At 59.3% G+C, this 25,281-nt stretch carries 21 protein-coding genes and 3 pseudogenes; 19 read left to right on the top strand and 5 right to left on the bottom strand.

Going from position 1 to position 25,281, the window contains the following annotated elements:
* Positions 1 to 226 precede the first annotated feature (226 nt).
* Positions 227 to 2,173, bottom strand: a complete 1,947-nt coding sequence (locus tag SULPSESMR1_RS17960; RefSeq protein WP_089422462.1) for a sensor histidine kinase — start codon at positions 2,171 to 2,173, stop codon at positions 227 to 229.
* A 107-nt stretch (positions 2,174 to 2,280) separates the two neighbouring features.
* Between SULPSESMR1_RS17960 and SULPSESMR1_RS17955 the strand changes: the two genes are divergently transcribed.
* The 3 genes and pseudogenes from SULPSESMR1_RS17955 (at position 2,281) to SULPSESMR1_RS17945 (ending at position 4,413) form a co-directional block, all read left to right on the top strand.
* Entirely contained in the window at positions 2,281 to 2,637 is a 357-nt protein-coding gene (locus SULPSESMR1_RS17955; protein WP_089422461.1) for a hypothetical protein, read from the top strand.
* A gap of 155 nt (positions 2,638 to 2,792) precedes the next feature.
* Positions 2,793 to 3,155 (top strand): annotated as a pseudogene (locus SULPSESMR1_RS25855) (CHAT domain-containing protein); the annotation flags it as partial.
* A 118-nt stretch (positions 3,156 to 3,273) separates the two neighbouring features.
* Positions 3,274 to 4,413: a CHAT domain-containing protein gene (locus SULPSESMR1_RS17945; RefSeq protein WP_157729042.1), complete on the top strand. Its 1,140-nt coding sequence runs from the start codon at positions 3,274 to 3,276 to the stop codon at positions 4,411 to 4,413.
* On the opposite strand, the gene SULPSESMR1_RS17940 is transcribed toward SULPSESMR1_RS17945, so the two are convergent.
* Positions 4,410 to 5,420: a replication initiation protein gene (locus SULPSESMR1_RS17940; protein WP_089422458.1), complete on the bottom strand. Its 1,011-nt coding sequence runs from the start codon at positions 5,418 to 5,420 to the stop codon at positions 4,410 to 4,412. The genes SULPSESMR1_RS17945 and SULPSESMR1_RS17940 overlap by 4 nt on opposite strands.
* 627 nt (positions 5,421 to 6,047) lie before the next feature.
* Between SULPSESMR1_RS17940 and SULPSESMR1_RS17935 the strand changes: the two genes are divergently transcribed.
* The 3 genes from SULPSESMR1_RS17935 (at position 6,048) to SULPSESMR1_RS17925 (ending at position 9,354) form a co-directional block, all read left to right on the top strand.
* A complete protein-coding gene (locus SULPSESMR1_RS17935; RefSeq protein ID WP_089422457.1) occupies positions 6,048 to 7,250 on the top strand; it encodes an AAA family ATPase in 1,203 nt (400 codons plus the stop codon).
* The gene (locus tag SULPSESMR1_RS17930; protein WP_089422456.1) at positions 7,247 to 8,233 is read left to right on the top strand and encodes a ParB/RepB/Spo0J family partition protein; all 987 of its coding nucleotides are present in this window, start codon (positions 7,247 to 7,249) and stop codon (positions 8,231 to 8,233) included. Before SULPSESMR1_RS17935 ends, SULPSESMR1_RS17930 begins: the two co-directional genes overlap by 4 nt.
* Positions 8,234 to 8,652: 419 nt before the next feature.
* Positions 8,653 to 9,354: an IS6 family transposase gene (locus SULPSESMR1_RS17925; RefSeq protein WP_089422455.1), complete on the top strand. Its 702-nt coding sequence runs from the start codon at positions 8,653 to 8,655 to the stop codon at positions 9,352 to 9,354.
* 64 nt (positions 9,355 to 9,418) lie between these two features.
* On the opposite strand, the gene SULPSESMR1_RS17920 is transcribed toward SULPSESMR1_RS17925, so the two are convergent.
* The 3 genes and pseudogenes from SULPSESMR1_RS17920 to SULPSESMR1_RS17910 form a co-directional block, all read right to left on the bottom strand.
* On the bottom strand, positions 9,419 to 10,438 hold the full coding sequence (locus SULPSESMR1_RS17920) for a nucleotidyltransferase family protein (protein WP_089422454.1): 1,020 nt from the start codon (positions 10,436 to 10,438) through the stop codon (positions 9,419 to 9,421).
* 145 nt (positions 10,439 to 10,583) lie between these two features.
* Positions 10,584 to 11,039, bottom strand: a pseudogene (locus tag SULPSESMR1_RS17915) (IS30 family transposase); the annotation flags it as partial.
* A 50-nt stretch (positions 11,040 to 11,089) separates the two neighbouring features.
* A pseudogene (locus SULPSESMR1_RS17910) lies at positions 11,090 to 11,787 on the bottom strand (IS6 family transposase).
* Between the two features lie 11 nt (positions 11,788 to 11,798).
* Here SULPSESMR1_RS17910 and SULPSESMR1_RS25745 point away from each other — a divergent pair.
* From SULPSESMR1_RS25745 to SULPSESMR1_RS17850, 13 genes are all read left to right on the top strand, one after another.
* On the top strand, positions 11,799 to 11,921 hold the full coding sequence (locus SULPSESMR1_RS25745) for a hypothetical protein (protein WP_275888340.1): 123 nt from the start codon (positions 11,799 to 11,801) through the stop codon (positions 11,919 to 11,921).
* Positions 11,922 to 12,325: 404 nt separating this feature from the next.
* On the top strand, positions 12,326 to 13,066 hold the full coding sequence (locus SULPSESMR1_RS17905; protein WP_089422453.1) for a FadR/GntR family transcriptional regulator: 741 nt from the start codon (positions 12,326 to 12,328) through the stop codon (positions 13,064 to 13,066).
* A 27-nt stretch (positions 13,067 to 13,093) separates the two neighbouring features.
* Positions 13,094 to 13,996 carry a crotonase/enoyl-CoA hydratase family protein gene (locus tag SULPSESMR1_RS17900; protein WP_089422452.1) on the top strand — a complete coding sequence of 301 codons (903 nt, stop codon included), beginning with the start codon at positions 13,094 to 13,096 and terminating at the stop codon, positions 13,994 to 13,996.
* Positions 13,993 to 14,769: an enoyl-CoA hydratase-related protein gene (locus SULPSESMR1_RS17895; protein WP_089422451.1), complete on the top strand. Its 777-nt coding sequence runs from the start codon at positions 13,993 to 13,995 to the stop codon at positions 14,767 to 14,769. The genes SULPSESMR1_RS17900 and SULPSESMR1_RS17895 overlap by 4 nt, the downstream gene beginning before the upstream one ends.
* Before the next feature lie 111 nt (positions 14,770 to 14,880).
* Positions 14,881 to 16,017: a C4-dicarboxylate TRAP transporter substrate-binding protein gene (locus SULPSESMR1_RS17890; protein WP_089422450.1), complete on the top strand. Its 1,137-nt coding sequence runs from the start codon at positions 14,881 to 14,883 to the stop codon at positions 16,015 to 16,017.
* Positions 16,018 to 16,098: 81 nt separating this feature from the next.
* A complete protein-coding gene (locus SULPSESMR1_RS17885; RefSeq protein ID WP_089422449.1) occupies positions 16,099 to 16,635 on the top strand; it encodes a TRAP transporter small permease in 537 nt (178 codons plus the stop codon).
* Positions 16,628 to 17,935: a TRAP transporter large permease gene (locus SULPSESMR1_RS17880; protein WP_089422448.1), complete on the top strand. Its 1,308-nt coding sequence runs from the start codon at positions 16,628 to 16,630 to the stop codon at positions 17,933 to 17,935. The genes SULPSESMR1_RS17885 and SULPSESMR1_RS17880 overlap by 8 nt, the downstream gene beginning before the upstream one ends.
* Positions 17,936 to 17,990: 55 nt before the next feature.
* Positions 17,991 to 19,571, top strand: a complete 1,581-nt coding sequence (locus SULPSESMR1_RS17875) for a fatty acyl-CoA synthetase (protein ID WP_089422447.1) — start codon at positions 17,991 to 17,993, stop codon at positions 19,569 to 19,571.
* 48 nt (positions 19,572 to 19,619) lie between these two features.
* Positions 19,620 to 20,768 carry an acyl-CoA dehydrogenase family protein gene (locus SULPSESMR1_RS17870; RefSeq protein ID WP_198362906.1) on the top strand — a complete coding sequence of 383 codons (1,149 nt, stop codon included), beginning with the start codon at positions 19,620 to 19,622 and terminating at the stop codon, positions 20,766 to 20,768.
* Between the two features lie 102 nt (positions 20,769 to 20,870).
* Positions 20,871 to 21,632, top strand: a complete 762-nt coding sequence (locus SULPSESMR1_RS17865; RefSeq protein WP_089422446.1) for an SDR family NAD(P)-dependent oxidoreductase — start codon at positions 20,871 to 20,873, stop codon at positions 21,630 to 21,632.
* Positions 21,629 to 22,819, top strand: coding sequence for an acyl-CoA dehydrogenase family protein (locus SULPSESMR1_RS17860; RefSeq protein ID WP_205387930.1), 1,191 nt, complete (start codon positions 21,629 to 21,631; stop codon positions 22,817 to 22,819). The genes SULPSESMR1_RS17865 and SULPSESMR1_RS17860 overlap by 4 nt, the downstream gene beginning before the upstream one ends.
* The gene (locus tag SULPSESMR1_RS17855; protein WP_089422445.1) at positions 22,816 to 23,898 is read left to right on the top strand and encodes a phosphotransferase; all 1,083 of its coding nucleotides are present in this window, start codon (positions 22,816 to 22,818) and stop codon (positions 23,896 to 23,898) included. Before SULPSESMR1_RS17860 ends, SULPSESMR1_RS17855 begins: the two co-directional genes overlap by 4 nt.
* 31 nt (positions 23,899 to 23,929) lie before the next feature.
* Positions 23,930 to 25,090, top strand: a complete 1,161-nt coding sequence (locus SULPSESMR1_RS17850; RefSeq protein WP_089422444.1) for an acetyl-CoA C-acetyltransferase — start codon at positions 23,930 to 23,932, stop codon at positions 25,088 to 25,090.
* The last annotated feature ends 191 nt before the right edge of the window (positions 25,091 to 25,281 follow it).

The raw sequence follows: 25,281 nt of genomic DNA, 5'->3' as shown, positions 1-25,281 counted from the left end.
GGTATTCCTCCCTCAGCCAGCCTCGTGATCGTCCTCCTGCCAGTCACAAATGCGCGGTTCGGGTCAGGTGGCCAAATCGCCAGAGATGGTGGCGGGTTGGCCTGCCACATTCCGACACCGCCTCCGACGCGGCGCTTTGTGGAGCATTACGTCCCGAAAACCGCCGCCACTTACCACTTTCCATTATGTCCAATAATCTTGCCTTATCGGACGCAGCGGAAAAATCTTATTCCGCAGGCAACCACACCATAAATTCCGCCCCTTGCGCGTCGCGGTTGCTCACTGTGATCAGGCCGCCAGCCCTCTGGATCAGTGTCTGCGAGATCGACAGACCCAACCCCGTACCCTCGCCCCGTTTGGTGGTAAAAAACGGATCAAAGACGGACGACAACTGCCCCTCGGGCACACCTGGCCCGCTATCGCGCACCGACAGCGCCACGCCCGCGGCCCCGTCGCGCTGTTCAGGGCGCAGAAGCAGATCCAGTTGCCCGCCCGTGCCCATCGCCTGCACCGCGTTGACCACCAGATTGACGATCACCTGCTGAATCTCGCCAGTGTCCACACGCACCAAAGGCACCGGATCGAACCGGCAATCGACTGCGATCTGGTGCTGGCTGATCAGATGATCAACCAGCACCAGACAATCCTGCACCACGGGGGCCAGATCGACCTCTTGCTCGTGGTCCGCAAACTCGGACGGGCCTGCGAATTTCAGCAGCTTGCCTACGATGGCCTCGATCCTCGACACTTGTTTGTCGATCAGTAACAGTTCGGTCTGCACGGGTGCAGCCCCGTCGCCCAGAGTCTGGCGGATCACATCGACGTTACCAAGGATCACCGCCACGGGGTTGTTGATCTCATGTGCCACGCCTGCCGTAATCTCGCCAATCGAGGCCAGCTTTTCGCTCATTACCAACTGGCGGAATGTCTGCTCGAGCTTGGCGTTCGCCTCGCTCAGTTCCGCCGTGCGCTGGCCCACCCGCTGGTTTAACTCTTCGTTCCACGCGCGCAATCGGCGGTCGCGGTCCTGTATCTGTTCCAGCAGCCAGTCCAGATGTTGCGCCACCTCGCCAATCTCGCCACGTGCGCCCACCGGCCCGATCCGTGCAGTCAGATCACCTTGGCCGACGTGTTTCATCACCTGTGTCATCCGCTCTAACGGTGTGAAAATCCCCCGCGCCATCCACAGAAACACCGGCGCAGACAGCAGCAGCACAGCGGCAAAGGCCGCCATCATCCAAAGAAAGGCATCGCGCTTGGCCAGCTTGAACGGTGCCTCGAGAAATCCGACATAAAGCATCCCCACCCTGTCACCAAAGCTGTCGGTGATCGGAAGATAGCCCGAAATATACCAGTCATTGACCACAAATGCGCGGTCCAGCCATGTGCGCCCCTCGGTCAAAACGCCTGCGCGCACCTCTGCCGACACCCGCGTGCCAAGGGCGCGCACGTCTTCGAATAGCCTCACGTTGGTAGAAATACGCACATCGTCCAGAAACAGCGTCGCCGTGCCTTGCCGTGCGCCCACCGCACCAGCGTGAGAATAGACAAGATCATTGATCGTATCAATAAAATCGAGGTTCCGGTTCAGCAAAATCCCCCCCACCAGCACCCCACGATGCCCGTTCAGAGAGATCGGGCTGGCTGCGTGAATGACCATACCGCGATCTTCAACCGCACGGGTTGTGGGCACCGCAGCGGGCGTAGCGATTATCGGGATTTCTGCCGCCTGCGCCAGCCGGTCCGACAGCGCGGCCAGCGTGTCATTGGCCATGACGTCAATCTGCGCGCCGCCCTGCCCGCTTGCGGCCTGTGCGATCACCGGCCAGTCGTTTCCGGCTTGTCTGGCCTGCTCAGCAGGTAGGTAATACAGAAAATTCAGCCCCAACCGCACCTGTGTGTCCTTCAGATACCGTTCCAGATCGGCGGCAGGGCGGTCCAGCCATGTGTTGAACTCGACTGATTCCGTGACCGCGCCCAGCTCGTCCCCCGTCTTTGCCAAAAGCCGCGAAAGGTACTGGCTGGCAATCTTCAGATCGCTTTCCACATTGGCGATCAGCACCTTGTCATAGTCCGCCGTCCACCGCGTCATTCCGATCAGCAGCAACATCGGCATCAGAACAATCAGAGGCGCAAGGGCAATGATCAAAAGGCGCAGGCGAACGGATGTCATTGGCGTTGTTCCCAAGGGTTAGCGCAGCCTAGCCCGTTCGGCGACACAGGTGAAGCAACGGTATTTGTCACTTGACCCCTGCGGAGCCGACGCGAACAGTTGTGTCCATGCTGCGCTGTCTTCTTGTCTGTGTTCTGATGCTGCCCCTGCCGCTGTCCGCGCGGCAGGATCTGACACCGTTGGAACGCGCCAATCTGATGTTCCAGATGGCGCAGACGGTGCAAAACTCGGACGCCGCCCAAGCCGTGCAACAGATTGCTCTGCGTCTGGCGGCCAAGACCGAGGGGTTGGAGCCACTGGCCATCGCCCGCCGCGATCTGGTCGAAGAACGCAGCGATCCCGCGCTTGACCCCACCCGACGCCGTCAGCGGCTGGAGGAACTGGACGTGGCCCTGCGGGTCAATGATCAGGCTCTGGCACAGGGGTTCCCGGCTATCTGGACATCGTCGCCCCCGATCCGCTGACCATCACCGAGGCACAAGCCCTGTTGGCCCCGGACGAGGCGTTGATCCAGATGCATCAGGGCAAGGATTGGCTGACGCTCTAGCTGATTTCGCAAAAGCATGTGCTGTGGCACCGACTGCCGGTAACGCTGGCCGACGCGGTGGAGCTGGTGCAGATGTACCGCGCGCAGATGGGGCTGAGCGGCACCCTGCGCGCGGCGGGGGCTTTGGACGATAACAATACGGCGGCGCCCACGCATCCCTTCAACACGCGGCTATCTGCAATACTCTATCAATGGCTTTTTGCACCGTTTCAGGCCGAACTGTCGCAGTATCCGCACCTTTTGATCGTCGCGGACAAATCTTGGATCGGCCTGCCATTCGCAACCCTGCTGACCGACCCCGCCGAAGCGGGCACAGACCCAATCCACGAGATGCTGCGCCGCGCCAGCTGGATGTTGCGCCAACATGCGATCACCATGATGCCATCGGCTGTCAGCCTGCGCGCCGTCCACGCAGGCCGCCTTGCCCCGTTGCCTGACAACGGTCGCCCCACGACAACCCTGCTGGCCATTGGCGATCCGGTCTTTACCGGCACGCAAAGCGCCGACGGCGTGGTGCGCGCGGCAGGCACCGGCACCGTGGATGTCAGCCAGCTTGCCCCCCCTGCTTGGTACCCGCCGCGAGGTACGCGCCATCGCCGCGGCCTTTCCCGACGGACAAGCACAAGTGTTGCTGGGCGAAGACACATCAGAAGCCATGTTAGCGGCGATAAACCTGACCGATCGCGATGTAATCGTCTTTGCCACCCATGGTCTGATCGCGGGCGAATTGCAGGGGCTGGCCAAACCCGCATTGGCGCTGACCGCGGGCGATCTGTTCAACACAGGCGATCTGGATCAGGCCCGCAGCTTATTGATCGGCCTGAACCTGCCCGACGTGCTGGCCGAAGAGCCTCTGGTGCGCATCGCCAATCTGTCGACCCTGTCACTGTTGGCGCTCATCAGCAGGCGTATGGGACAGGACGACACCGATGCGGTGTATGACCAGATCATCACCTATCTGTCGGTACACGATATCACCCCCCCTGCCCTGCGCCCAGACATGGTGGCAGATGCAGGCAATGCGCAGATGGTGGCCGACGTGCTAGATATGGTGGTGAATTCTGACCGCGCCGGTGCGGGTGCCGCCGCGCGCCGCGCCACCGCCCAGCGTTGGCTGGAAAGCCTTGACGCAAGGGGCACGCAGGCCGAAGTGCGCGCACTAAGCTTTGCGGTGAACGATTTTCGCAGCACCGCCAACTGGACCCGCGCCACCGAAACGGTGCAGGCACTGCTGGCGCGAACCGATCTTGATCCCGACCTTCGTGCCATGTCGGAAATCAAGCTGGCCGAATTACAATCCTACATTGCCGTTGCCGAAGGCCGCCCGATCGACCACATCGCACTGGCCAATGCATTTCGCGCTGTATTCGACACCGAAGACATCGCCGCCCCTGTGCGTGTCGATGTGGCCGGACGTCTGGTCGGCGCGTTCGAACATGGCGGCCACGGATATCTTGCCCATACCGCCGGTATCGAAGTCTGGCACTATATGCGCGATGTGCAGCGCGCCACAGCCCAAGCCGGTGAATCAGTCGCAGGGCAGAGTAAAACCCTGCGCGACACAGCCGACATCACCATCACCAACGGATTTAACGTGACCGCCCGACCACCTGACGGTACACCGCCGCCACAGGGTCTGTGCCAAGAGATCGTTGAAATCGAGGTTTGCACGGTCCTGTTGCAAGAACCTTAAATCGGGTTCCGCTCGGCAAAGGTTCGGAAAAATGCCAAAAACGCCTTGTCAGGGTCTGTTGCAGGGGCGCGGTCCTTGGACCATGCGCGCCATTCCCCCTCGACGTGATAAATATCAAACCCCGGATGCCGCAACCGCGCGGTCTCGTAGGTTTCGGACCGCAATGCCTGACCACGCGCATCCAACCATCCGGGCCGTGCGGGCAAAGTGTCGGCTTGGGTGCGCACCTTGCGCCCAACTTTGGAAAACTGCAACTCGCGCTCGGCCGATGCCGTGCTGCTGGCATCCTTGGCCCACCAACGCAGTTCCACATGTGTCACCCGCCTCCCCGTCTTGATCGGCTCGACCGAAACTACATAATCGCTCAGCGCATTCACCTCCAACAGCGCGGGTTCAATCGCCCGCAGCTTGAGGTTCGACCATGAGGTTAGCTTGCCCTTTGGCACCCCAAGAATACCGCGCAGATCCTCGAGGCTGAAGCGTTCCGACGACCGCCACCGCAGTTTGCCGCGTTTCTGGATCATCTCATACAGGGTCAGCGCGTATTTCGACGACAGCGCGAACATCACCTCCCGTTGCAGGCGAGCAAAAACCGTACTGTCCTTGATGATCTTGCGCAGACGGGTGGGAATTTCATATTCGAACAGCCCGTCACGGCGGCTGGATTCGATGTTGCCACCCAACAGTTGCACCCGTTCGATCGCGGGCGCGCCATCGCGGGTGATGCGCACTTTGACGATACAGGCCATCAATCGTTCGATGGATTCGCCCACGCGGTCGTTGGAATTATGCGACCCGCGCAAGTCACCCTTGGCGATCACATGGGTTACCGGTTTGTCGATGGCATCCCATGCATTCTCCAGAAGCTGGTTATAGATACGCCGGTCGGCCAGCGTCAGCGGCGTCACCTCGACAAGGTCCACCAGTTCGCCGGGTTTGACCAGCGTGTCAGCATTGGGCCGCGCCTCGATCGTGCGGACGGGTTTGGGTTTAGCGTCCCTCGCCATTGGACTTACCTGCTCAAACTTACTTTTGTAGTTGTTACTGTGTAAGCTATCATAGCGGGACGGTTTCGTAAATCACCCGAAACGTAAGCTTAGATTCGCCGCAAATCCGCCCTCCGATTCGCATCGTACTGGAATTGTTGCAGAAAACGGGGCCTGTTTCACCCCTTGGGAACAGCACCCAAAACGTAAGGTTTCAGCCCGCCCCAATCTGTAAGTCGCCGCTTCCCGATTCGTAAGCCGAACCACCCCAAAGCGTAAGCCCCACGGTCCCGATATGTAAGTGTAGAGCCTGTTTTTCCTGCATTTCCAGTGGATTACAACACCTGAATAAGAACTATAAGAATCTAGAACTAGGCAGGGTTTTTTTATGTATGATTTTGAAGGGGTGTTGCGTGTCGGGACAGATCAACGAACCCTCAAGTAACGCAAAACTTACAAATGGGGTGCATCGTCTCCGAACCCCTCTAAAATGACGGCGTTTAACCCTTGTTCCATGCAAACTTCCACTCTTTGACAGTAAGACCCCCAGCTTGCGGCATTTTGGGCAACTTCCCTCAAACTTCGCACTTTACCATCTGGCCCTAAGGGTTCATGATTCGACGCATCCTCAATGATATGCGAGCAGTCATGGACAACTCAGCCCTTCCCCGCGTCCGTTTAGAGGACCTTGAAAACCTTGCGCGGCGCGCCGACACCGTGATCGGGCGCCTGCGTGACCGGATTTACGCCCCCGGCACCGAAAAACAGTTGGATCTGCGCTTTCCCGTGCGCCGCGCCGCCGAAATGGTCGGCCGCAGTGAAAAGGCCATTCGCGATGCCGAAGACGATGGCCGCCTGCCCGCACCCGAAAAAGATTCCGCAACCGGCCGCCGCACGGGTTATCAACTGGCCGACATCAACCGTATGCGGGCGGTGTTCGGCACCCTGCCCCACCGCGCTGACGGCGACGAGGCTCTGGTGCTGGCGGTACAGAACTTCAAAGGTGGCGTCGGCAAATCCACCGTCGTTTGCCATCTGGCGCAATATCTGGCGCTGAAAGGTTACCGTGTTTGCGTGATCGACTGCGACAGTCAAGCCAGCACCACATCGGTTTTCGGCCTGAACCCCGACGTAGACGTGGACGAGGATGAAGATACACTTTATCCCTTCTTCCGCCACGGTGGGCCAACGTCACTGCACTATGCGCTGCGGGCGACCTATTGGCCGGGTATCGCGCTGATCCCCGCAAACCTCGGCCTTTACGATGCCGAATACGAATTTGCTGCGCGCATGGTGCGCGAGCAGTCTTTTGTGCTGGACCGGCTGCGCGACGGCATTGCCACGATCCGCGATCAGTTTGATGTGATCCTGATGGACCCGCCCCCCGCGCTGGGGATGCTGTCGCTGTCGGTTCTGCGTGCGGCGGATGCACTGGTGATCCCTGCCCCACCCAATAACATCGACTTTGGCAGCACCGCGCATTTCCTGAAAATGATGGGTGCCACGCTCAAGGAACTGGCCGCTGCCGGTGGCCCGCGCGACTATGCGTTCCTGCGGATTCTGGCGACCAAGATGAACGATAACAAATCGGCCCACACCGCGATCAAACGGATGATGGACGCGGTGTTCCCGATGGACATGATGAGCGCGGTTTTAAAAGACAGCGCCGAATTCGATAACGCCGCCGCCGATCTGGGTACAGTTTACGAAATAACAGGTCCTGCGACCCGCACAGAGACACATAAGCGCTGCCGGGCCTATCTGGATTCCGTCAACCGCGAGATCGAATTGTTGATCCGCAAAACATGGCCCAGCCACCACGCCGATCTGCGTAAGGAAGGACTGTTATGAGCAAGAAACACGACGCCTTGTACAACGACGTTCTGGGAAATCTTGATACCCCGACACCGTCGTCCGAACCATCGCCAGAGGTCGCCCGTGGCAGCCGTTTTCTAAAACGGTCGACCACCATTGCTGACCACGTTACCGGCGAGATCGAAGAGAAGACCCTGCGCTGGGTCGACCCCGCCGATTGTGTGATGTGGGACCGGCACAACCGGGCCTATAACCTGCTGACCGAAGAAAATTGCCGCGATTTGATTGACGGCATTCGTGCGCAAGGTCGTCAGGAGTTTCCAGCGATCGTACGGCGCAAGGGTGACGGCTATGAGGTGATTTGCGGTGCCCGCCGTCACTTTGCGGTCAGTTGGTTGCGGGCCAACAATTACACCCAGTTCAAATATCTCGTAGATGTGCGCGAGGTGACCGACGAAGAGGCGTTTCGTCTGGCTGACATCGAAAACCGCGACCGCGAGGATATATCCGACTACGAGCGTGCCATCGATTATGCTGACGCGATCAAACGCTATTATGGCGGCAAACAAAAGGCGATGGCAGCACGGCTTGAAGTCAGCCCGCCCTGGCTTTCCCGCTATCTGGCGCTGGCGGAATTGCCCGAGGATGTGGTCAAGGCGTTCTCGTCGATCCGCGATATCAAGGAACGCCATGCCCGCGATCTCAAGCCGTTGCTGGCCCGCCCTGAAACGGCTCAGCTGGTGATGGAAGAAGCCCGCGCGTTGTTCCGAGATCAGGGACGTGGAACGATGCTGGACGGTTTCGAGGTGATCAAACGGCTGAAAAGCGCGGCTCGCCCTGCTCCTGCTCCGAAGCCGCGCGCAGTGGATGCAAGGGTGTTCCGCCGGAGCACAAGCGACAAGGGCGTGACCATGCGCAAGAAAGGTCGCATGGTCACGCTGGAATTCGACGCGGATATTTCAAATGACGCGTTGCGTGTTGCGCTAGACAGAGTGTTGGAAGACCGCACAAAAAGCTGAGTTCAGAAAAAGTTGCCCATGGGCAACTTTTTCATTTTGAGGGTAACAGGGCGGAAATTGCCCATGGGCAACTTTTCCATTCCGCCCCTGCCCGCCTAGTTTCCCGCAACCGTATCAATGTCAAATTGCAGGATCGCAGGCGCCGGTCCGCTGTTGTCATCCAGTGCTACAGCGCCGCGCGTGGCCTGACCAAATCCGGCATTGCTCAATGACGCGGCAAAGCTACTTGCGCCCGCGTCGGCCCCCGCATCACCTCGACCGCGGCCTGACCAAGAAAGCGCAGATCCTCGACCGCTGATTGCGGTTCTGCCGGTGTCAGGATCACCACCACACGATCACGGCCAAAGGCCTCTTTGAGGTGTTGTCACGTTAACCCTCGATCGGTTGCTCGTATCTGGGTTTGAGCGTAGGTCGCAGGGATGAATTCATTCTCCATCAGCTACAAGCGTCACCGATTCCCTCCTCAAATCATTGCCCACGCGGTGTGGCTGTATGTCCGATTCAATTTGAGCCTTCGCGAAGTGGGAGAGATGCTGCTTGCGCGCGGGATCGACGTTTCTTACGAGACTATCCGGCGTTGGGTCATTAAGTTCGGGCCGGTCATCGCTCGAAACCTGCGACTAAGCCAGGATCGTCCAGGTGATTTCTGGCATCTCGATGAAGTCGTTGTGAAAATCTCTGGTCGCAAATATTGGCTTTGGCGCGCGGTCGATCAGCATGGCGTCGTGCTGGACGAAATACTCCAACCGAAACGGGACAAACGGGCCGCAAAACGGCTGTTGCGCAGCCTGATAAAGCGTCTTGGTTTCATTCCCAAGCGGATCATCACGGACAAGCTGCGGTCGTATGGTGCTGCCAAGCGAGAGGTTGCGCCGGGCCTGGATCATTGGTCGCATAAAGGGCTGAACAACCGTGCCGAAAACAGCCATCTCCCATTCCGAAAGCGGGAACGGACGATGCAAGGACATCGGTCTCCAGGAGGCTTGCAGCGGTTCGTGGCTACTCATTCAGCCATTCGGAATTGCTTTTGTGTTCCTGTAAGCCGTCGCTCGGCCCTCACAATCCGATATCACCGCCTCGAAGCATTTGACGCCTGGAATGCCGCCACCCGAGCAGCTTGACACCCGAGCATCAGGATACCTTCCTGGGTCGGAAGTTAACGTGACAACACCCCTCACCGACATCTCACGAGAGCCCGCGCAGGAGGTCCTTTGTCGCAGGCATGCGTCCGAGGCTTGAGGCGATCCGTTCGCGCCATCGGGGGCCCTGAGACAGCGCGTGCTCGTAGGCCTCGGCAAGATCGTCGGGCCGATCTTCCGCGAGGATGCGGATGAGAAACTCAGCTTGGGCCCGGTCTTTGCGCGCCTTCGCCTCGTCCGGGCCGCCAAGCCGCCTACTGGCCACGATCAGCTTGTGGATCCCGTACCGCTCGGGGCGCGGGATCTGGACAAGGACGCCGGAGCGGTAGAGTGCCAGTGCGTGCATCGGCTCCGCAATCAGGAAGTTGAGGTAGTTTAGCGATTGAGCGCTTACGCCCAGTGCCGGAAGCGGCTTGACGTCTTCCTCGCCGAAAGCCGGCGTCAGGAACTCGACCATGGCCTCGCCCCCGCTTTGACGCCACTTCCACACCTGCCGGTCAAAAACCCCCGGGACAGGCACGAATTTCATCGTCTGAAGAATATCCCCAGGCTTTTCCTCGACGCGGTCGCCCAGGGCCACTGAGAGCCGCTCGAAGCTCGCGAAATCGATATCTCCCGTCTGGGCAAGCTCGTCAGAATCGAAGCGAACGCCAAGCTCCCCCTGATAGAGCGCGTAGGCTCCGGTCCCGATTAACGTGCCGCCCAGCCGGAAGACGCCGGCGCGGGCGAAGGCCAGAAGCAGCGAACCTGTTTCCCGGTCGGTTCCGATCATCCCTTCAGACCTCAGGACGCGGGCGAGGCGCGACATGCGCTTCTTTCGCTCCTGAGCTTCCGCCTTTAGATCGGCCGCGCGCGTCAGGCGATCGCGCAAGTGGGGGCTATCCTCGCCGAGGTAGCGACTCTTCATCTCGGTTCCGATCCGGAACCGGTCGTAGAGGTAGATCCGACCGTTACGATGACGCTCCTCTATGCTGCCCACGATCTCCGAGGCCGCCTCGTCGAGATGCATGCGCAGCAAGTCCTGATAAGCGACTTGGGCTGCGCGGGAGTGCGATTTCGGATCCATCTGTTGTCCTGTGTGTTGTTTGTGTGCATCAAAAATAAGATTGATACACGCAGTCGGCAATGTGTAGCAAGTTTTTTTTTGATGCACACAACCTCCTGCGAGCGATACCTGAAGCGCGGCTCTTGTCGGGGTCAGGTTAGGGGTGTCATCGTAATTCCTCCAATATCTTTTCGCGGAAGACCTCGGCTGGCGTCTTCCATCCGAGGCACTTTCGGGGCGTGTTGTTGAGGCGGTCGCAGAACACCTTCATATCGTGATCCGTCATTAGCCTGATGTCGCGTTTGCGGGGCAACCATCGTCTGGCGCGACGATTGGTATTCTCGACCGTGCCTTTTTGCCAAGGCGAGGAGGGGTCACAAAACCAGGTTTGCGTGCCGGTCTCGGACTGTAGATACGGCCAACTGACGAACTCCGTGCCACGGTCAAATGTGATGGACCTGCGTGCGGCAAGGGGCAGGTCCTTAATCGCTTTCATGATCTTGCCCATCACCGGTTTGGTGCGTTTGTTCGGATTTTTCAGGATCACTGTAAAGCGGCTGACGCGTTCAACGAGCGACGTGACATTGGTCTGACCAAGCTTTTGGTTGAACAGCATCAAATCAGGCTTTGTCAGGTTGTTATGTCGCCACGCAACGAAGATTCGCGTCCTGATCAGGCAACCATTTCAGCCGCATAGTTATTCCACAGGCTGAACGCGTCAGCCCGAGATTGGCGTAGGGTACTGCGGAAAGGCGGTGGCGCTTTGGACGGAAGATGGTCGCGGACTGATCGTGGACGGATAGAAAACGCTGCGCCTGGCGTGGGGATTTGAAGCGACCCAAGATTTTTTCTCTTCGTCGTGTGCGTCGATGCGACGCCTCTGATCGGTTGTTCAACCCTTGTGCGAGCGATAATCGACACTTCGGCAAAGGTCACGGACAGCCACGCCATAGCTGCGCAGTTTGTCCGTCACGAGGACGCGTGGCACAGCCCATCGCTATCAGAAAACGCTTGGCGGCGTTGGCATTTCTGCGGCTTTGCAGCAGTATCTCCAGCACGTCTCCGTTTGCGTCGACCGCTCGCCAAAGCCAATGTTTTCGCCCTCGAATTGAAATTACGACTTCGTCCAGATGCCATTTGTCGGCAGGAACCGGGCGATCGCGACGGATCTTGGCCGCTATCTGTGTTCCAAACCGCTGGCACCAAACTCGGATGCTTTTATACGAGACGATTACGCCCCGTTCGGCCAACAGATCCTCGACATCGCGCAGGCTCAGGCCAAACCGATGGTACGCCCAGATGGCATAGGAAATGATGGACCGAGGGAACCGGAATCCCTTCAGGCGAGGCTGTGAAACTTGGCTGATCATGAGAGATGGCTATGCGTGCAGATGGGGCGCGTCAACAACATGACAAAGCCGTGCAGACACATCTGGCCCGACGGGTGTTGGCCGCCGGTCAGGCGGTGGATGCGGACCTAACGGATGTGGTGATTGTCGTCTGACATCAGGTCGGCGTGCGAATCCGTCAGGCTTTGCTTTCGATGAAGACAGAAGGCTTTGTAGTTTCGGATCGGATTAAGCCGCTATTGTTGCACTAAAGATGAAATGCCGTTGCGTCGCGAGCTTTATGTCGGACGCTAAACTATACGGGACGGAATGTTCTCGGCTTAAGTATTTTGAAAACTCTACGTCAGAATAACAATATATAGTCAATTTATGCAAATACAATACTATATATTGATTTCTGCACGCAAAAATTACAGCAGTTGACAGTTTTGATACTTCACCACCAGAGTGCCTTAGTGTCTGACTATGGGGCTTTCATGACCTGCAATGTACCTCGTTCCTTGCTTCAACGCGGCTTTAAGCCCGGCAGCTCAGTTTTTGCGGCTGGACGGGTGCTGCTATGAAAGAGGTACAGAAAACCGCTCAGGTGCATTTTGCCTATCAGCAGATTGCTGATGAAATAGAGGCGCAAATAATGCGCGGTGATCTTAACCCCGGCGATCAGTTGCCCGGCGAGGCAGAGCTGGCAGTGCAGTTCGGGGTGACACGCTCGACGTTGCGCGAAGGATTGCGCCAGCTTGAAAGTGACGGGCTGGTGCATCGTCCGTCGCCGCGCCGTCTGGAGGTTGCTGTGCCGCAAGCGGGCCCGCTGACCACGCGATCGGGGCGGGCCATGGCGCTGATGAAAGTGACGTTCCGCGAGCTGTGGGAGGTTACTATGATGACAGAACCGTTGGCCGCCCGTCTCGCGGCAGAACACGGGACCGAGGATGAGATCAACGGGATGCAGGCGCTGCACGCCGAGTTTATCGCAGCAGAAGGTATGATGGAGCGGACCATCAGCCTTGATGAGGACTTTCACACCCGTCTGGCTGATATGGGGCGCAACCGTGTGCTGGGTCTGGCACGAGAGCCGATTGCACTGTTGCTATTCCGCGGCTTTGCCCAGATCGCGCCCTACGCGCCCAAATTCTACAAACGCCAGATTGAAGCCCATTCCAACATCATCGCGGCCATGCGCGACCGCGATGCCGACCGCGCAGAGAAATGGATGCGGATGCACACTGAGGACTTTTGGCGCGGGGCACAGATTGCGGGACTTGAAGACGAGATTGCCCTAAACCCGCGCGCGCTGTCGTAGCGCCGAACCGAAGGGGGAGGAGATAAGATGACCTATCAGACACTGAAGACCGAAACGGCGGATGGCATCATGTTGCTGACGTTGAACCGGCCCGATCGGCTGAACGCCTTTACGCTGCTGATGATGCAAGAGATGATCGCGGCGCTGGATGTGGCCGATGCCGATGATGCGGTGCGGGCGATCATTGTGACCGGTGCGGGGCGCGGGTTCTGCGCGGGCGTCGATCTGGATGATCCGGATGCGTTCACCTCGGCACGGCCTGATATTACCTCGACCGACCCTGCGGTGTGGAACGATCCGACCAACCGCGACATGGGCGGTGTTCTGGCGCTGCGCCTGTTCAACTGTCTGAAACCGGTGATTGCTGCGGTGAATGGTCCGGCCGTGGGGATCGGGATGACGATGCAGTTGCCGATGGACCTTCGCATTACATCGACCAAGGCGCGCTTTGGCTTTGTCTTTGCGCGTCGCGGAATCGTGCCCGAAGCGGCGTCGTCGTGGTTTTTGCCGCGTCTTGTCGGCATGTCGCAAGCGTTGGAGTGGTGTTATTCCGGTCGGGTGTTCGGTGCGGACGAGGCATTGGCTGGCGGGCTGGTCCGGTCGGTGCATGAGCCCGAGGACCTGCTGGCCGAAGCGTACCGGATCGCGCACGAGATTGCGGACAACACCGCACCCGTTTCAATAGCCCTGACCCGCCAGATGATGTGGCGGATGGCTGGGGCTGCCCACCCGATGCAGGCGCATCAGATCGACAGTCGCGGGATTGCCGCGCGCGGTGGGTCGGGGGACGCGGCGGAAGGTGTCGCCAGCTTCATGGAAAAACGCGCGCCTGCGTTTCCTGACAAAGTGTCGACCGACATGCCGGGGTACTTCCCGTGGTGGGACGAGCCGGAATGGGAGATGGCGCGGGGCAGGGGGGCCACAACATGACCGACAAGATTTTGATCGAGCGTGCAGGTGCTGTGACAACGCTGCGCCTGAATGATCCCGCAACGATGAACAGCCTGACGCCCGCGATGGCGCGCGAACTGCACGAGTTGCTGGTCCAAGAGGCCAAGACCGCCCGCGCCATCGTGTTGGCGGGCAGCGCCCGCGCGTTTTCGACGGGGGCTAATCTGAAGGCTGCCATGCCCGAGGACATTGCCAACTTTGATGTCGGGGAGACACTGGAGCAGGATTACAATCCGCTGATGCTGGCGATCCGTGATTCGCCGGTGCCGCTGGTGTCGGCTGTCAGCGGGGCGGCGGCAGGCGTGGGCGCGTCGATTGCATTGTTGTGCGATATCATCGTCGCAGGGCGGGACGCGTATTTTCTGGAAGCTTTTGCACGGATCGGACTGATCCCTGACGGCGGCGCCACGTGGTTGCTTACCCGTGCGGTGGGCCGGGTGCGGGCTATGGAGATGATGTTACTGGCTGAAAAAATCCCGGCGTCACAAGCGTTTGACTGGGGATTGATCACGCGGTTGGTGGACAACGGCACGGTTGAAGCCACGGCAATCGAGATTGCGCAGCGTCTTGCCGATGGGCCCTCTTCCAGTCTGGCATTGATCCGTCGCGCGGCATGGAGCGCCGCCGATAGCGATTTTGAATCCACGCTTGGGCACGAGCGTGACTGGCAGAAACAGGCGGGGGAAACGTCCGATTTTGCCGAAGGGCTGGCGGCGTTTCTGGAGAAGCGCGCGCCACGGTTCAACACATAGGCGGGTGCGTCGGCCTGACGGGAAAAGGCCCGCGCACTCGGTTAAGGGAGGCCCAATTCACCAGCCGGTGAAGCGGGAAAGAGAAACGTCTCAATCGGAGGAAAAGAGACTATGAAAACTGCGATCAAAGGAATTCTTACCAGCGCATCCATGTTGGCTATGGCCGGGGCATCTTATGCTCAGGACCTGACATTTGCCGGCGGCTGGCCGCCCAACTCGGCGCCGACCAAAATGTTGGAAGAGTACGCCAAGGCCGTAGAGGAATACACAAACGGCGACGTGACTATGCGTGTGTTCCCGCTGTCGCTGCTCAGCTTTGCCGAAGTCAACGCAGGTGTGCGCGACGGAATCGCTGACGCTGCGGCCAACCTGACGGCATATTTCCCTGCGGAATATCCCAATCTGAACATGCTGTCCGAGTTTTCGGAACTGGTCGAGCTTGAGGAATTCGCAGGCGAGCTGAGCTCGACCGCTTTTGCCGGTGCGATCACTGAGTACGTCATGCTGAACTGTGAGGACTGCCAGACCGAGGTCGCAGCACAGAACCAGGTTTATCTGGGCGCGGGTTCGACCACCTCCTACGTGTTGCAGTGCGTTGTGCCGCTAACATCGGTGGCCGATCTTCAGGGTAAGCGTATTCGTGCTGCGGGTGCCTATTGGGCGCGGTGGGCAGAAACTGTGGGCGCGGTGCCTGTGTCTATGTCGGTTAATGAAACGCTTGAGGGTCTGAACCAGGGCGTTGTGGACTGTACCGCCAGCAACACGGCAGACTTTGTGAACTTTGGCTTTATTGACGTTGTGAAATATCTTTACGTTGGTTTGCCGGGGGCGCAGTTCAACGTGCCGTTCACCATGAATATGGAGACATGGAACAGCCTGTCGGACGAGTCCAAAGGCCAGGTTCTGCGGGCTAACGCCAAGCTGATGGCGGATATCACCTGGGTCTATATCGAAGAGGGTCGGGCCGGTAAGGAACGCGCCCCGGATATGGGCATCGAATACACTGATGCGGCTGCTGACATGGTGCAGATGAACCGCGAATTCATCAGCAAGGACAAAGACGCAATCGCCTCGATCTACAAAGAGCGGTTCGGTCTGGAAACTGGCGCAGAAGCGGCCGATGCGCTGAATACGCTGCTGGTCAAGTGGTCCGACCTGACCAAAGGCGTTGAGGGCGGCGAGGCGCTGACCAAACTGTATTACGACGAGATATTCTCGAAAGTCGATGTCGCCAGCTACGGCAAGTAATCCACGACAGCAAAACGACACAAGATCGGGCACCGGACAGCGTTCCGGTGCCCGAAACCTGCAACTACGGGAGGTCCATCCATGTTTCTGATCGGCAGATTTCTGTCGTCCCTTGCCAAGGCATCATCCTTGATCGGGACGATCTGCGTTATCCTGATGATGCTGCACGTCACCGCCGACGTGATCGGACGCTATTTCTTCAACGCACCACTGCCCGGCACGATTGTGGTGGTGGCGAACTATTACATGATCGTCCTTGTGTTCATCGCCATTGGCGTGGCCGAAGAAAAGCAGGCGCATATATCGGTGGAATTTGTCACGGATATGATGCCCAAACGGGTCCAGACCGGATTTTCCGTATTTTCGGGCGTACTGACCGTCATCGTGATCACGGCGTTGATGATTGCAGGATATACCGAGGCTGTGAAGAAAACGAATATCGGGGCCACGATGGAACAAGGGTCGCAGATGATCGAGGTCTGGCAAAGCTATTGGGCCATTCCGGTCGGCACGGGCCTGATGGTTCTGATTGCCGCCTACCGTGTCATCACGACCGTCACAGGCCTGCGCAGCGGGCTAAACGAAACTGTTATGGACGCTGAATTAATCAATGAGTGATGTTGGAATTGGCCTGACCGGCCTGGCGACGCTGATCGCCCTTATCGCAGCGCGGGTGCCGATCGGCATAGCACTGATCGGAGTTTCGTTTGGGGGGCTTTGGGTACTTATGGGGCCGCGCGTGGCGTGGGGTGCGATGGGACTGGTGCCCTATCAATTCACCTCGAGTTGGATCTTGTCCTCGATCCCGATGTTCCTGTTCTTGGGCTTTATCAGCTATCACACGCAGCTGACCAAAGGCATGTTCAATGCCGCTCGAATCTGGATGGCAGGCTTGCCCGGTGGTCTGGCAATTGCGTCGATCTTTGGCTCGGCCGGTTTTGCGGCGGTGTCGGGGTCGTCCATCGCGTGTTCGGCGGCCATGGGTCGGATCGCGATTCCGGAGATGATGAAACACAAGTATCACCCCGAACTGGCCACCGGCACGGTTGCGGTGGCCGGTACAATCGGGGCGTTGATTCCACCGTCTATTATTCTGATCCTCTACGGCGTGATTGCGCAAATCTCGATTACCGACCTGTTTCTTGGCGGTGTGTCGGCAGGTCTGCTGACGGCGTTGGGATATGTGATTGTGGTGCTGATACGGGTCAAGCTGAACCCGGAATTGGCACCGGTCCGAGATGCCAGCGTCACGATGCGCGAAAAGATAATTGCGCTGCGCGAAACATGGCCGCTGTTGTTGATCATGCTGGGCATTTTTGGAGGTCTGTTCGGAGGCGTATTCACCCCCACCGAAGCAGGTGCCGTAGGCGCGTTTCTTGCCTGCATCGTGGCTTTGGTGACTGGCGAAATGACGTTGTCCAGGTTCCTGACCGCTGCACGCGAAACATTGATGACCACAGCGGCACTGCTGATCATTGCAGTTGGTGCCAGCTTGCTGACGCGGTTTCTGGCGCTGTCGGGGGCGGGCAACTATCTGTCTTCGGGCATCCTGTCGATCGCAGACAGCCCGGTGCTTTTGATGCTTGGTATTGTCTGTGTTTATCTGTTGATCGGCATGTTTCTTGAGCCGATCGGGGCGATGCTGCTAACGTTGCCGATCATCCTGCCGGTGGTCGACGCGTCGGGCTGGAGCCTTTTGTGGTTCGGCATCGTGCTGACCAAGCTGCTTGAGATCGGGATGATTACGCCGCCCATCGGGATGAACGTGTTCGTGATCAAAAGCGTGGTCGGCAACCTCGTCTCCACGACGGCCATTTTCCGTGGCGTGGCGTGGTTCTTTGTCATGGATCTGGTTCTGGTTGCCATCTTGTGCGCGTTCCCCGCGCTGATCCTGACCCTTCCCGAAATGATGCAATAGAGTAGTAGCCCGGCGGGATAAACTCCGGGTGGCCTCAGATAAAAGGACCCTTGATATGGGAAATGAACGTCTTGTTCGTCGTGCCCGAAGCCAGCAACTGGGCGATTTGTTGCGGCGCTCGGCTGCGCGCGTACCCAACAAAACGGCGCTGGTGTTTCGCGACCGAAGCGACACCTTTGCCGAACTGGACAAAGCTGTGGACCGCGCGGCAAACGCATTGAAGGTGCGCGGCATCGCCAAGGGCGACCGCGTGGCGCTGTTCACTCACAACAACCGTAGCTTTGTCGTTCTGCGCTTTGCGCTGGCGCGGCTGGGTGCGATTGCGACGCCGGTGAACTTCATGCTGAACGCCGAAGACTTTGCCTATATCCTTGGCCACTCCGGCGCGCAGATGCTGATTGCCGAGGACGCGCTGTGCCCTGTGGCAGATGCGGCGCTGGTGTCCATGAACAGCGATATGCCCAAGCTGGTCATTCCCCACGCGGGCGCTGATGTCACAGAAGGATGGGAACCGGTTGCGGCCATTCTGGACCATGATGATACGTCCGAAGCCTGGACCGATCTTGCGGGCGATGATCCTGTGCAGATGATGTACACCAGCGGCACGGAATCCCGCCCCAAAGGCGCGCTTTTGTCGTCGGATGCGCTGTATGCGCAATATGTCAGCTGTATCGTCGACGGCGAGATGACGGGCGACGCCGTGTCGCTGCATTGCCTGCCGCTGTTTCACTGTGCGCAGCTTGACTGTTTCCTCAGCCCTGATCTGTACTTGGGCGTTACGTCTATTCTGCACGAAAAGGCCGACCCCGCCGATATGCTGGTGGCCATCGAAGAACATAGTGTGACCAAACTGTTCTGCCCGCCTACCGTGTGGATTGCGCTGCTGCGCCATCCCGATTTCGACAAACGCGACCTAAGCAGTTTGAACGTGGGCTATTACGGTGCGTCGATCATGCCGACCGCAGTGATCGAAGAGCTGATGCAGCGTCTGCCGAACATGCGGTTGTTCAACTTTTACGGTCAGACGGAAATGGCCCCCGTCGCCACAATCCTGCGGCCCGAGGATCAGGTGCGCAAGCTGGGGTCGGCGGGGCGTCCTGCGCTGAATGTGGAAACCCGAGTGGTTGACGACAACGACCATCCTGTCGCCGTGGGTGAAGTGGGCGAAGTCGTACACCGCAGCCCGCATTTGATTTCCGAATACTACAACGACACCGACAAGACCGCCGCCGCCTTTCGCAACGGCTGGTTCCACAGCGGTGATCTGGGGCGGTATGACGAAGAGGGGTATCTTTATATCGTCGACCGCAAGAAAGACATGATCAAGACGGGCGGCGAAAACGTCGCCAGCCGCGAGGTTGAGGAAGCGATCTTTCGTCACCCTGACGTGGCCGAAGTGGCCGTGTTCGGCGTGCCGCACCCAAAGTGGATCGAGGCAGTGACGGCGATTGTCGTGCTCAAGGCGGGCGCGTCGGCCACGGTCGAGGATATAAACGCCTACTGCCGCGAGACCCTAACCCACTACAAGGCGCCCAAACACGTGGCGATCACAGACCAGTTGCCCAAGAACGCCAGCGGCAAGATCCTGAAACGGGATTTGCGCCAGCAGTATGACGATGTGTTCGCAAATGACTGAAACAAGGCCCTTCCCAGGATGCATCGGGGCAGGGATAGGGGACATGCCATGATCCGCAGACGGATATTCGAGCCGGAACACGAGATGTTCCGCAACACGGTTCGCAAATGGGCCGAGGCCGAGGTGTACCCGCGCAGCGAAGAGTTCCGCCGTGACGGTATGGTCGGGCGCGATGTCTGGGCGTCGGCAGGCAAGCAAGGGTTTTTGGCGATGTATGCCGATCCCGTTTATGGCGGGCTGGGGCTGGATGATTTCCGGTTCGACATGGTGCTGACTGAGGAGTTGGCGGCGCGTGAAAACGGTCTGTACATTCCGTTGCACAATCGCATCGTCGGCCCCTATATCCACCGCTTTGGCACCGACGCGCAAAAGCGCCGGTATCTGCCGGGTGTGGTGTCGGGCGACACCATTTTGGCGATTGCGATGACGGAACCCGATATCGGATCGGACCTGGCCAGTATGCGTACCCGCGCGGAGGATCGTGGCGACCACTGGCTGTTGAACGGGTCGAAAACCTATATCTCGAATGGTATTCTGGCGGGGTTGGTGATTGTCGCGGCGCGCACCGGAACGGGCAGCCACGACATCGGGCTGTTTCTGGTGCCGGACGGCACAGCGGGGTTCACCCGTGGCCGTCGGCTGGAAAAGATCGGCCTGAAATCGCAAGACACAGCCGAGCTGCATTTCGACAACGTGAAGCTGCCCAAAGATGCGGTGCTGGGCGAACCTGCGGGGGGCTTTGGCATGATGATGCAGAATCTGGCCGAAGAGCGGCTGGTGGGGTCTAACCAGTTTATCGCCCATGCGCAGCGCGCTTTTGACATCACGCTGGACTATATCCGCGAACGCAAGGCCTTTGGGCAGGCGATTGGCACCTTCCAGAACTCGCGTTTCCAGATGGCGGCACTGAAAACCAGGATCGACGCAGGTTGGGCCTTTGTCGATCATTGCGCGCAGGAACATTTGGAAGGTGCGTTGACCGCCGATATGGCCGCGCAGGCCAAACTGTTGTGTTCCGAGATCGAGGGAGAGGTCGTTGACGCTTGTTTGCAACTGCACGGCGGCGCGGGATTTATGGAGGAATACGAGATCGGGCGGATGTACTGTGCGGCACGGGTCAGCCGCATTTATGCGGGTACGTCCGAGATCATGAAGGAGATCATCGGGCGCAAGCTGGGGCTGGGCGATCGCAGATGACTGAAACCACGGGGCGTTCCCCCCGGACCTGATCAAACGCAAATTGAACGACGCGTGTTGGCCAGACAATCGGTCAACAGCATGAACGACAAAGGATAAAATATGGACATCAAAGGGCAGGCCGCAATCGTAACGGGCGGCGCATCGGGGCTGGGCGGTGCAACCGCCGACATGCTGGCACAGGTCGGCGCCAAGGTCGCGATTTTCGATCTGAACGAGGAGCTGGGCAAGGCGAAGGCCGCCGAGATCGGCGGCACTTTTATCAAGGTGAATGTCACCGATGAAAGCAACGTTGAAGCGGCCATCGCCGAGGCCGAAGGTGTGCATGGCAAGGCGCGGATTCTGGTGAACTGCGCGGGCATCGGGCCGCCCAAAAAGGTGATCGACCGCGAGGGGAATGCTATTCCGCTGAAGGATTTCACGTCCATCGTGAATGTGAACCTGTTCGGGTCGTTTAATGTGCTGTCGAAATTTGCAGCCAGCCTGCACACCGCCGACCTCATCGGGGAAGAGCGCGGCGTGATTATCAACACGGCGTCTGTCGCGGCATTTGACGGGCAGATCGGGCAGGCGGCCTATGCTGCGTCCAAGGGCGGCATCGTCGGAATGACCCTGCCTGTCGCGCGCGAGCTGGCCCGTTATGGCATCCGTGTCATGACCATCGCACCGGGTCTGTTCCTGACCCCGCTGATGGCGTCGCTGCCGCAAGAGGCACAAGACAGCCTTGGCCGTCAGGTGCCGTTCCCGCCGCGTCTGGGCAACCCGACCGAATTTGCTGCCATGGTGCAAAGCATCGTGACCAACATCATGCTGAATGGCGAGACGATCCGCCTGGACGGCGCAATCAGAATGGCACCGAAATGAGCTTTACCCTCGACAACACCCGCATGACTGACCGCGCGCTGGAGATTGCCGACCGCGTGGAGAACTTTGTGCGCGAAACGATCGCGCCCTACGAGAAAGACCCGCGCAAGACGTCGCACGGCCCCACCGACGCACTGGCCAACGAGATGAAGGCCAAGGCGCGCGAGGCCGGTGTGTTGACGCCGCATATCCTTGAGGGCGGCGACCACCTGACCCATCTGGAAACCGCTGCCGTGCTGATCCGGTCGGGGTTGTCGCCGCTGGGGCCGGTGGCCTGCAACGTCGCCGCCCCCGACGAGGGGAACATGTATCTGCTGGGCAAGGAAGCCTCGCCCGAGTTGAAAGAACGGTTCCTTGACCCGATGGTGCGCGGCGAAATGCGGTCGGCGTTTTTCATGACCGAACCGGCCGACGACGGCGGGGCAGGGTCCGATCCGATGATGATGCAGACCACCTGCAAGATGGATGGCAACCACTGGGTCATCAACGGACGCAAAACCTATATCACCGGGGCGGAAGGGGCCGGTTTGGGCATTGTCATGGCCAAGTCGGACGATGGGGCCTGCATGTTTCTGGTCGATCTGCCCGATCCCGCAATCCGCATTGAACGGGTGATGGACACCATCGACAGCTCTATGCCCGGCGGTCATGCGGTAATCAGCATCGACAACCTGCGGGTGCCCGCCAGCCAGATGCTGGGTCAAAGCGGCGAGGGATTCCACTACGCTCAGGTGCGCCTGTCGCCCGCCCGCCTGACCCATTGCATGCGCTGGCTGGGGGCCTGCATCCGCGCCAATGAAATCGCCAGCGATTATGCCAACCGTCGCATGGCATTCGGCAAACCGCTGGTCGATCACGAAGGTGTCGGCTTTATGCTGGCCGAGAACCTGATCGACCTCAAACAGGCCGAACTGATGATCTATTGGTGTGCCGATATCCTGGACACCGGCGTTCTGGGCACCGCCGAAAGCTCGATGACCAAGGTGGCCGTCTCCGAGGCGCTGATGCGTGTGGCCGACCGTTGTGTGCAGGTCATGGGCGGGCAGGGGGTCACGCAGGACACCATTGTCGAACAGGTGTTCCGCGAAATCCGCGCCTTCCGCATCTACGACGGCCCGACCGAGGTTCACAAATGGAGCCTGGCGAAAAAGATCAAGCGCGATTGGCGAAAGGCAAACGAAGCATGAGCGACGCCTCCAGTGATGCCCTAAGCGCAGACGCCAATGCCGGAGTCGATCCGGTCGGTCCGGACCATGGCTTTGATATGGACCGGCTGACCGAATGGCTTCAGGATAACGTGGCCGGGTTCCGTGGACCTGTGAAGCTATTCAAGTTCAAGGGTGGGCAATCCAACCCGACCTTCAAGCTGGTGGCCGACAGCGGCGACTATGTCCTGCGGCGCAAACCGCCGGGGCAACTGGCCAAGGGTGCCCATGCGGTGGATCGTGAGGCACGGGTGCTGAGCGCGTTGCATGCGCAGGGGTATCCGGTGGCTAAGGTGCATGGGCTGTGTACTGACGAAAGCATTGTGGGATCGATGTTTTTTGTCATGGACATGGTCGAGGGGCGGATTTTCTGGGATGCCGGGTTCCGCGATGTGCCCGCGCCAAAGCGCGCGGCCTATTTCTCGGAAATGAACCGGGTGCTGGCGCAGCTGCACTCCTACGACCCCGAGGCGATTGGTTTGGGCGACTATGGCCGTCGGGGCAATTATTTTGAACGCCAGATCGGGCGCTGGACGAAAAGCTATCTGGCTGACACCGACGCGGGCCGTGACGCGATCATGGACCGGCTGATTGAATGGTTGCCTGCGGCGATCCCCGAAGGTGACGAAAACACTATCGTTCACGGGGATTTCCGCTGTGACAACCTGATCTTCCACCCAACGGAACCGCGGGTTTTGGCGGTGCTGGACTGGGAGCTCTCGACGCTGGGGCATCCGCTGGCGGATTTCGCCTATCATGCGCTGATGTACCGGATGCCACCCGAGATCGTGGCCGGTCTGGGCGGGGTGGACCCCACGATCCTGTCGCTGCCGACCGAGGCAGAGTACATCGCGGAATATTGCGCCAACACCGGGCGCACGGGCATTCCGAATTACGACTTTTACATCGCCTTCAACTTTTTCCGGATGGCGGCGATCTTTCACGGCATTAAGGGGCGCGTCGCGCGCGGACAGGCCTCGTCCGCACATGCGGCGGAGCGACTTGTTGCCTATCCGCGCTTGCTGACACTGGCGCAAGAGGCGATGGACGCTTGTAGATGAGCCCCATCACCGGATTCTCAGGAGACACCAAATGGCTGAAGCATATATTGTCACAACCGCACGCACCGCAGGGGGACGCCGCAATGGCGCGCTGGCAGGCTGGCATCCCGCTGACATGGGCGGCGAAGTTATCAATGCGTTGATCGACCGCTCGGGAATAGACCCCGCCGCGGTGGACGACGTGATCGTCGGCTGCGTGACTCAGGCGGGCGAACAGGCCTTTGCCTTTGGGCGCAACTGCGTCATGGCGTCGAACTTGCCACAATCGGTGCCCGCCGTGACCATCGACCGCCAGTGCGGCAGTTCGCAACAGGCGGTGCAATTTGCAGCGCAAGCGGTGATGTCGGGAACGCAGGACGTGGTGATCGCGATGGGCGTTGAAAGCATGACCCGCGTGCCGATGTTCTCGAACGTGAAATTCCATATGCAGGAAGGTCTGGGCGAAGGTCCGTTTTCCGACCGGATCGCTGAGCGGTTCGGCACCAGGGATTTCAGCCAGTTCAAAGGCGCCGAGATGATCGCGCACAAATACGGCTTTGACCGCGAGACGCTGGACCGCTTTGCGCTGGAAAGCCACCATCGCGCGGCACAAGCCGCCGAAGCAGGCGCATTCGACGCCGAGATCGTGCCGCTGGCCATCGAGGGCGGGTTGCACACGCGCGACGAAGGTATCCGCGCCGACGCAACGCTGGACAGCATCGGCAGCGTGCGTCTGCTGGAAGAGGGCGGCATGATCACCGCCGCCAACGCCTCGCAAATCTGTGACGGCGCTGCGGGTGTTCTGGTGGTCGGCGAAGCCGCGTTGAAGAAACACGGTTTGACGCCCGTGGCGCGGATCGTGAACCTGACCGTGACTGCGGGCGACCCGGTGATCATGCTGGAAGAGCCGATTGCCGGCACCCGACGTGCGCTGGAACGGGCGGGCATGAAGATCGACGATATCGACCTGTACGAGGTGAACGAAGCCTTTGCCCCGATCCCGTTGGCGTGGCTGAAAGAGTTGAACGCCGATCCGGCCAAACTGAACGTGAACGGCGGTGCGATTGCGCTGGGGCATCCACTTGGTGCCTCAGGGGCCAAGCTGATGACGACACTGGTGCACGCCTTGCACGCCAGCGGGCGTAAGTACGGCCTGCAAACCATGTGCGAAGGCGGCGGCATCGCCAACGTCACCATAGTCGAGGCGCTGTAATCGGGCGGGTGACAAAGGTTAATGTTCACACGGTGTTCTGCTGCGTTAATTGATGCGATATGAACAACCCCTGTCTGGCTGGAAGATCATGCTGCCTGGTATTGCCATGTGTGGACGGTTCCTGTTTAGCAAGGTTTTTTTGACGTCATGATCATCGCGGGTTGCGGTCATGTGTCCGGCCTTTTCGCGCG

Source organism: Pseudosulfitobacter pseudonitzschiae, from assembly GCF_002222635.1.
GTDB lineage: Bacteria > Pseudomonadota > Alphaproteobacteria > Rhodobacterales > Rhodobacteraceae > Pseudosulfitobacter > Pseudosulfitobacter pseudonitzschiae_A.
Note: the sequence above shows the minus strand (reverse complement) of the source record. Positions and strands in the feature narration are given on the sequence as shown.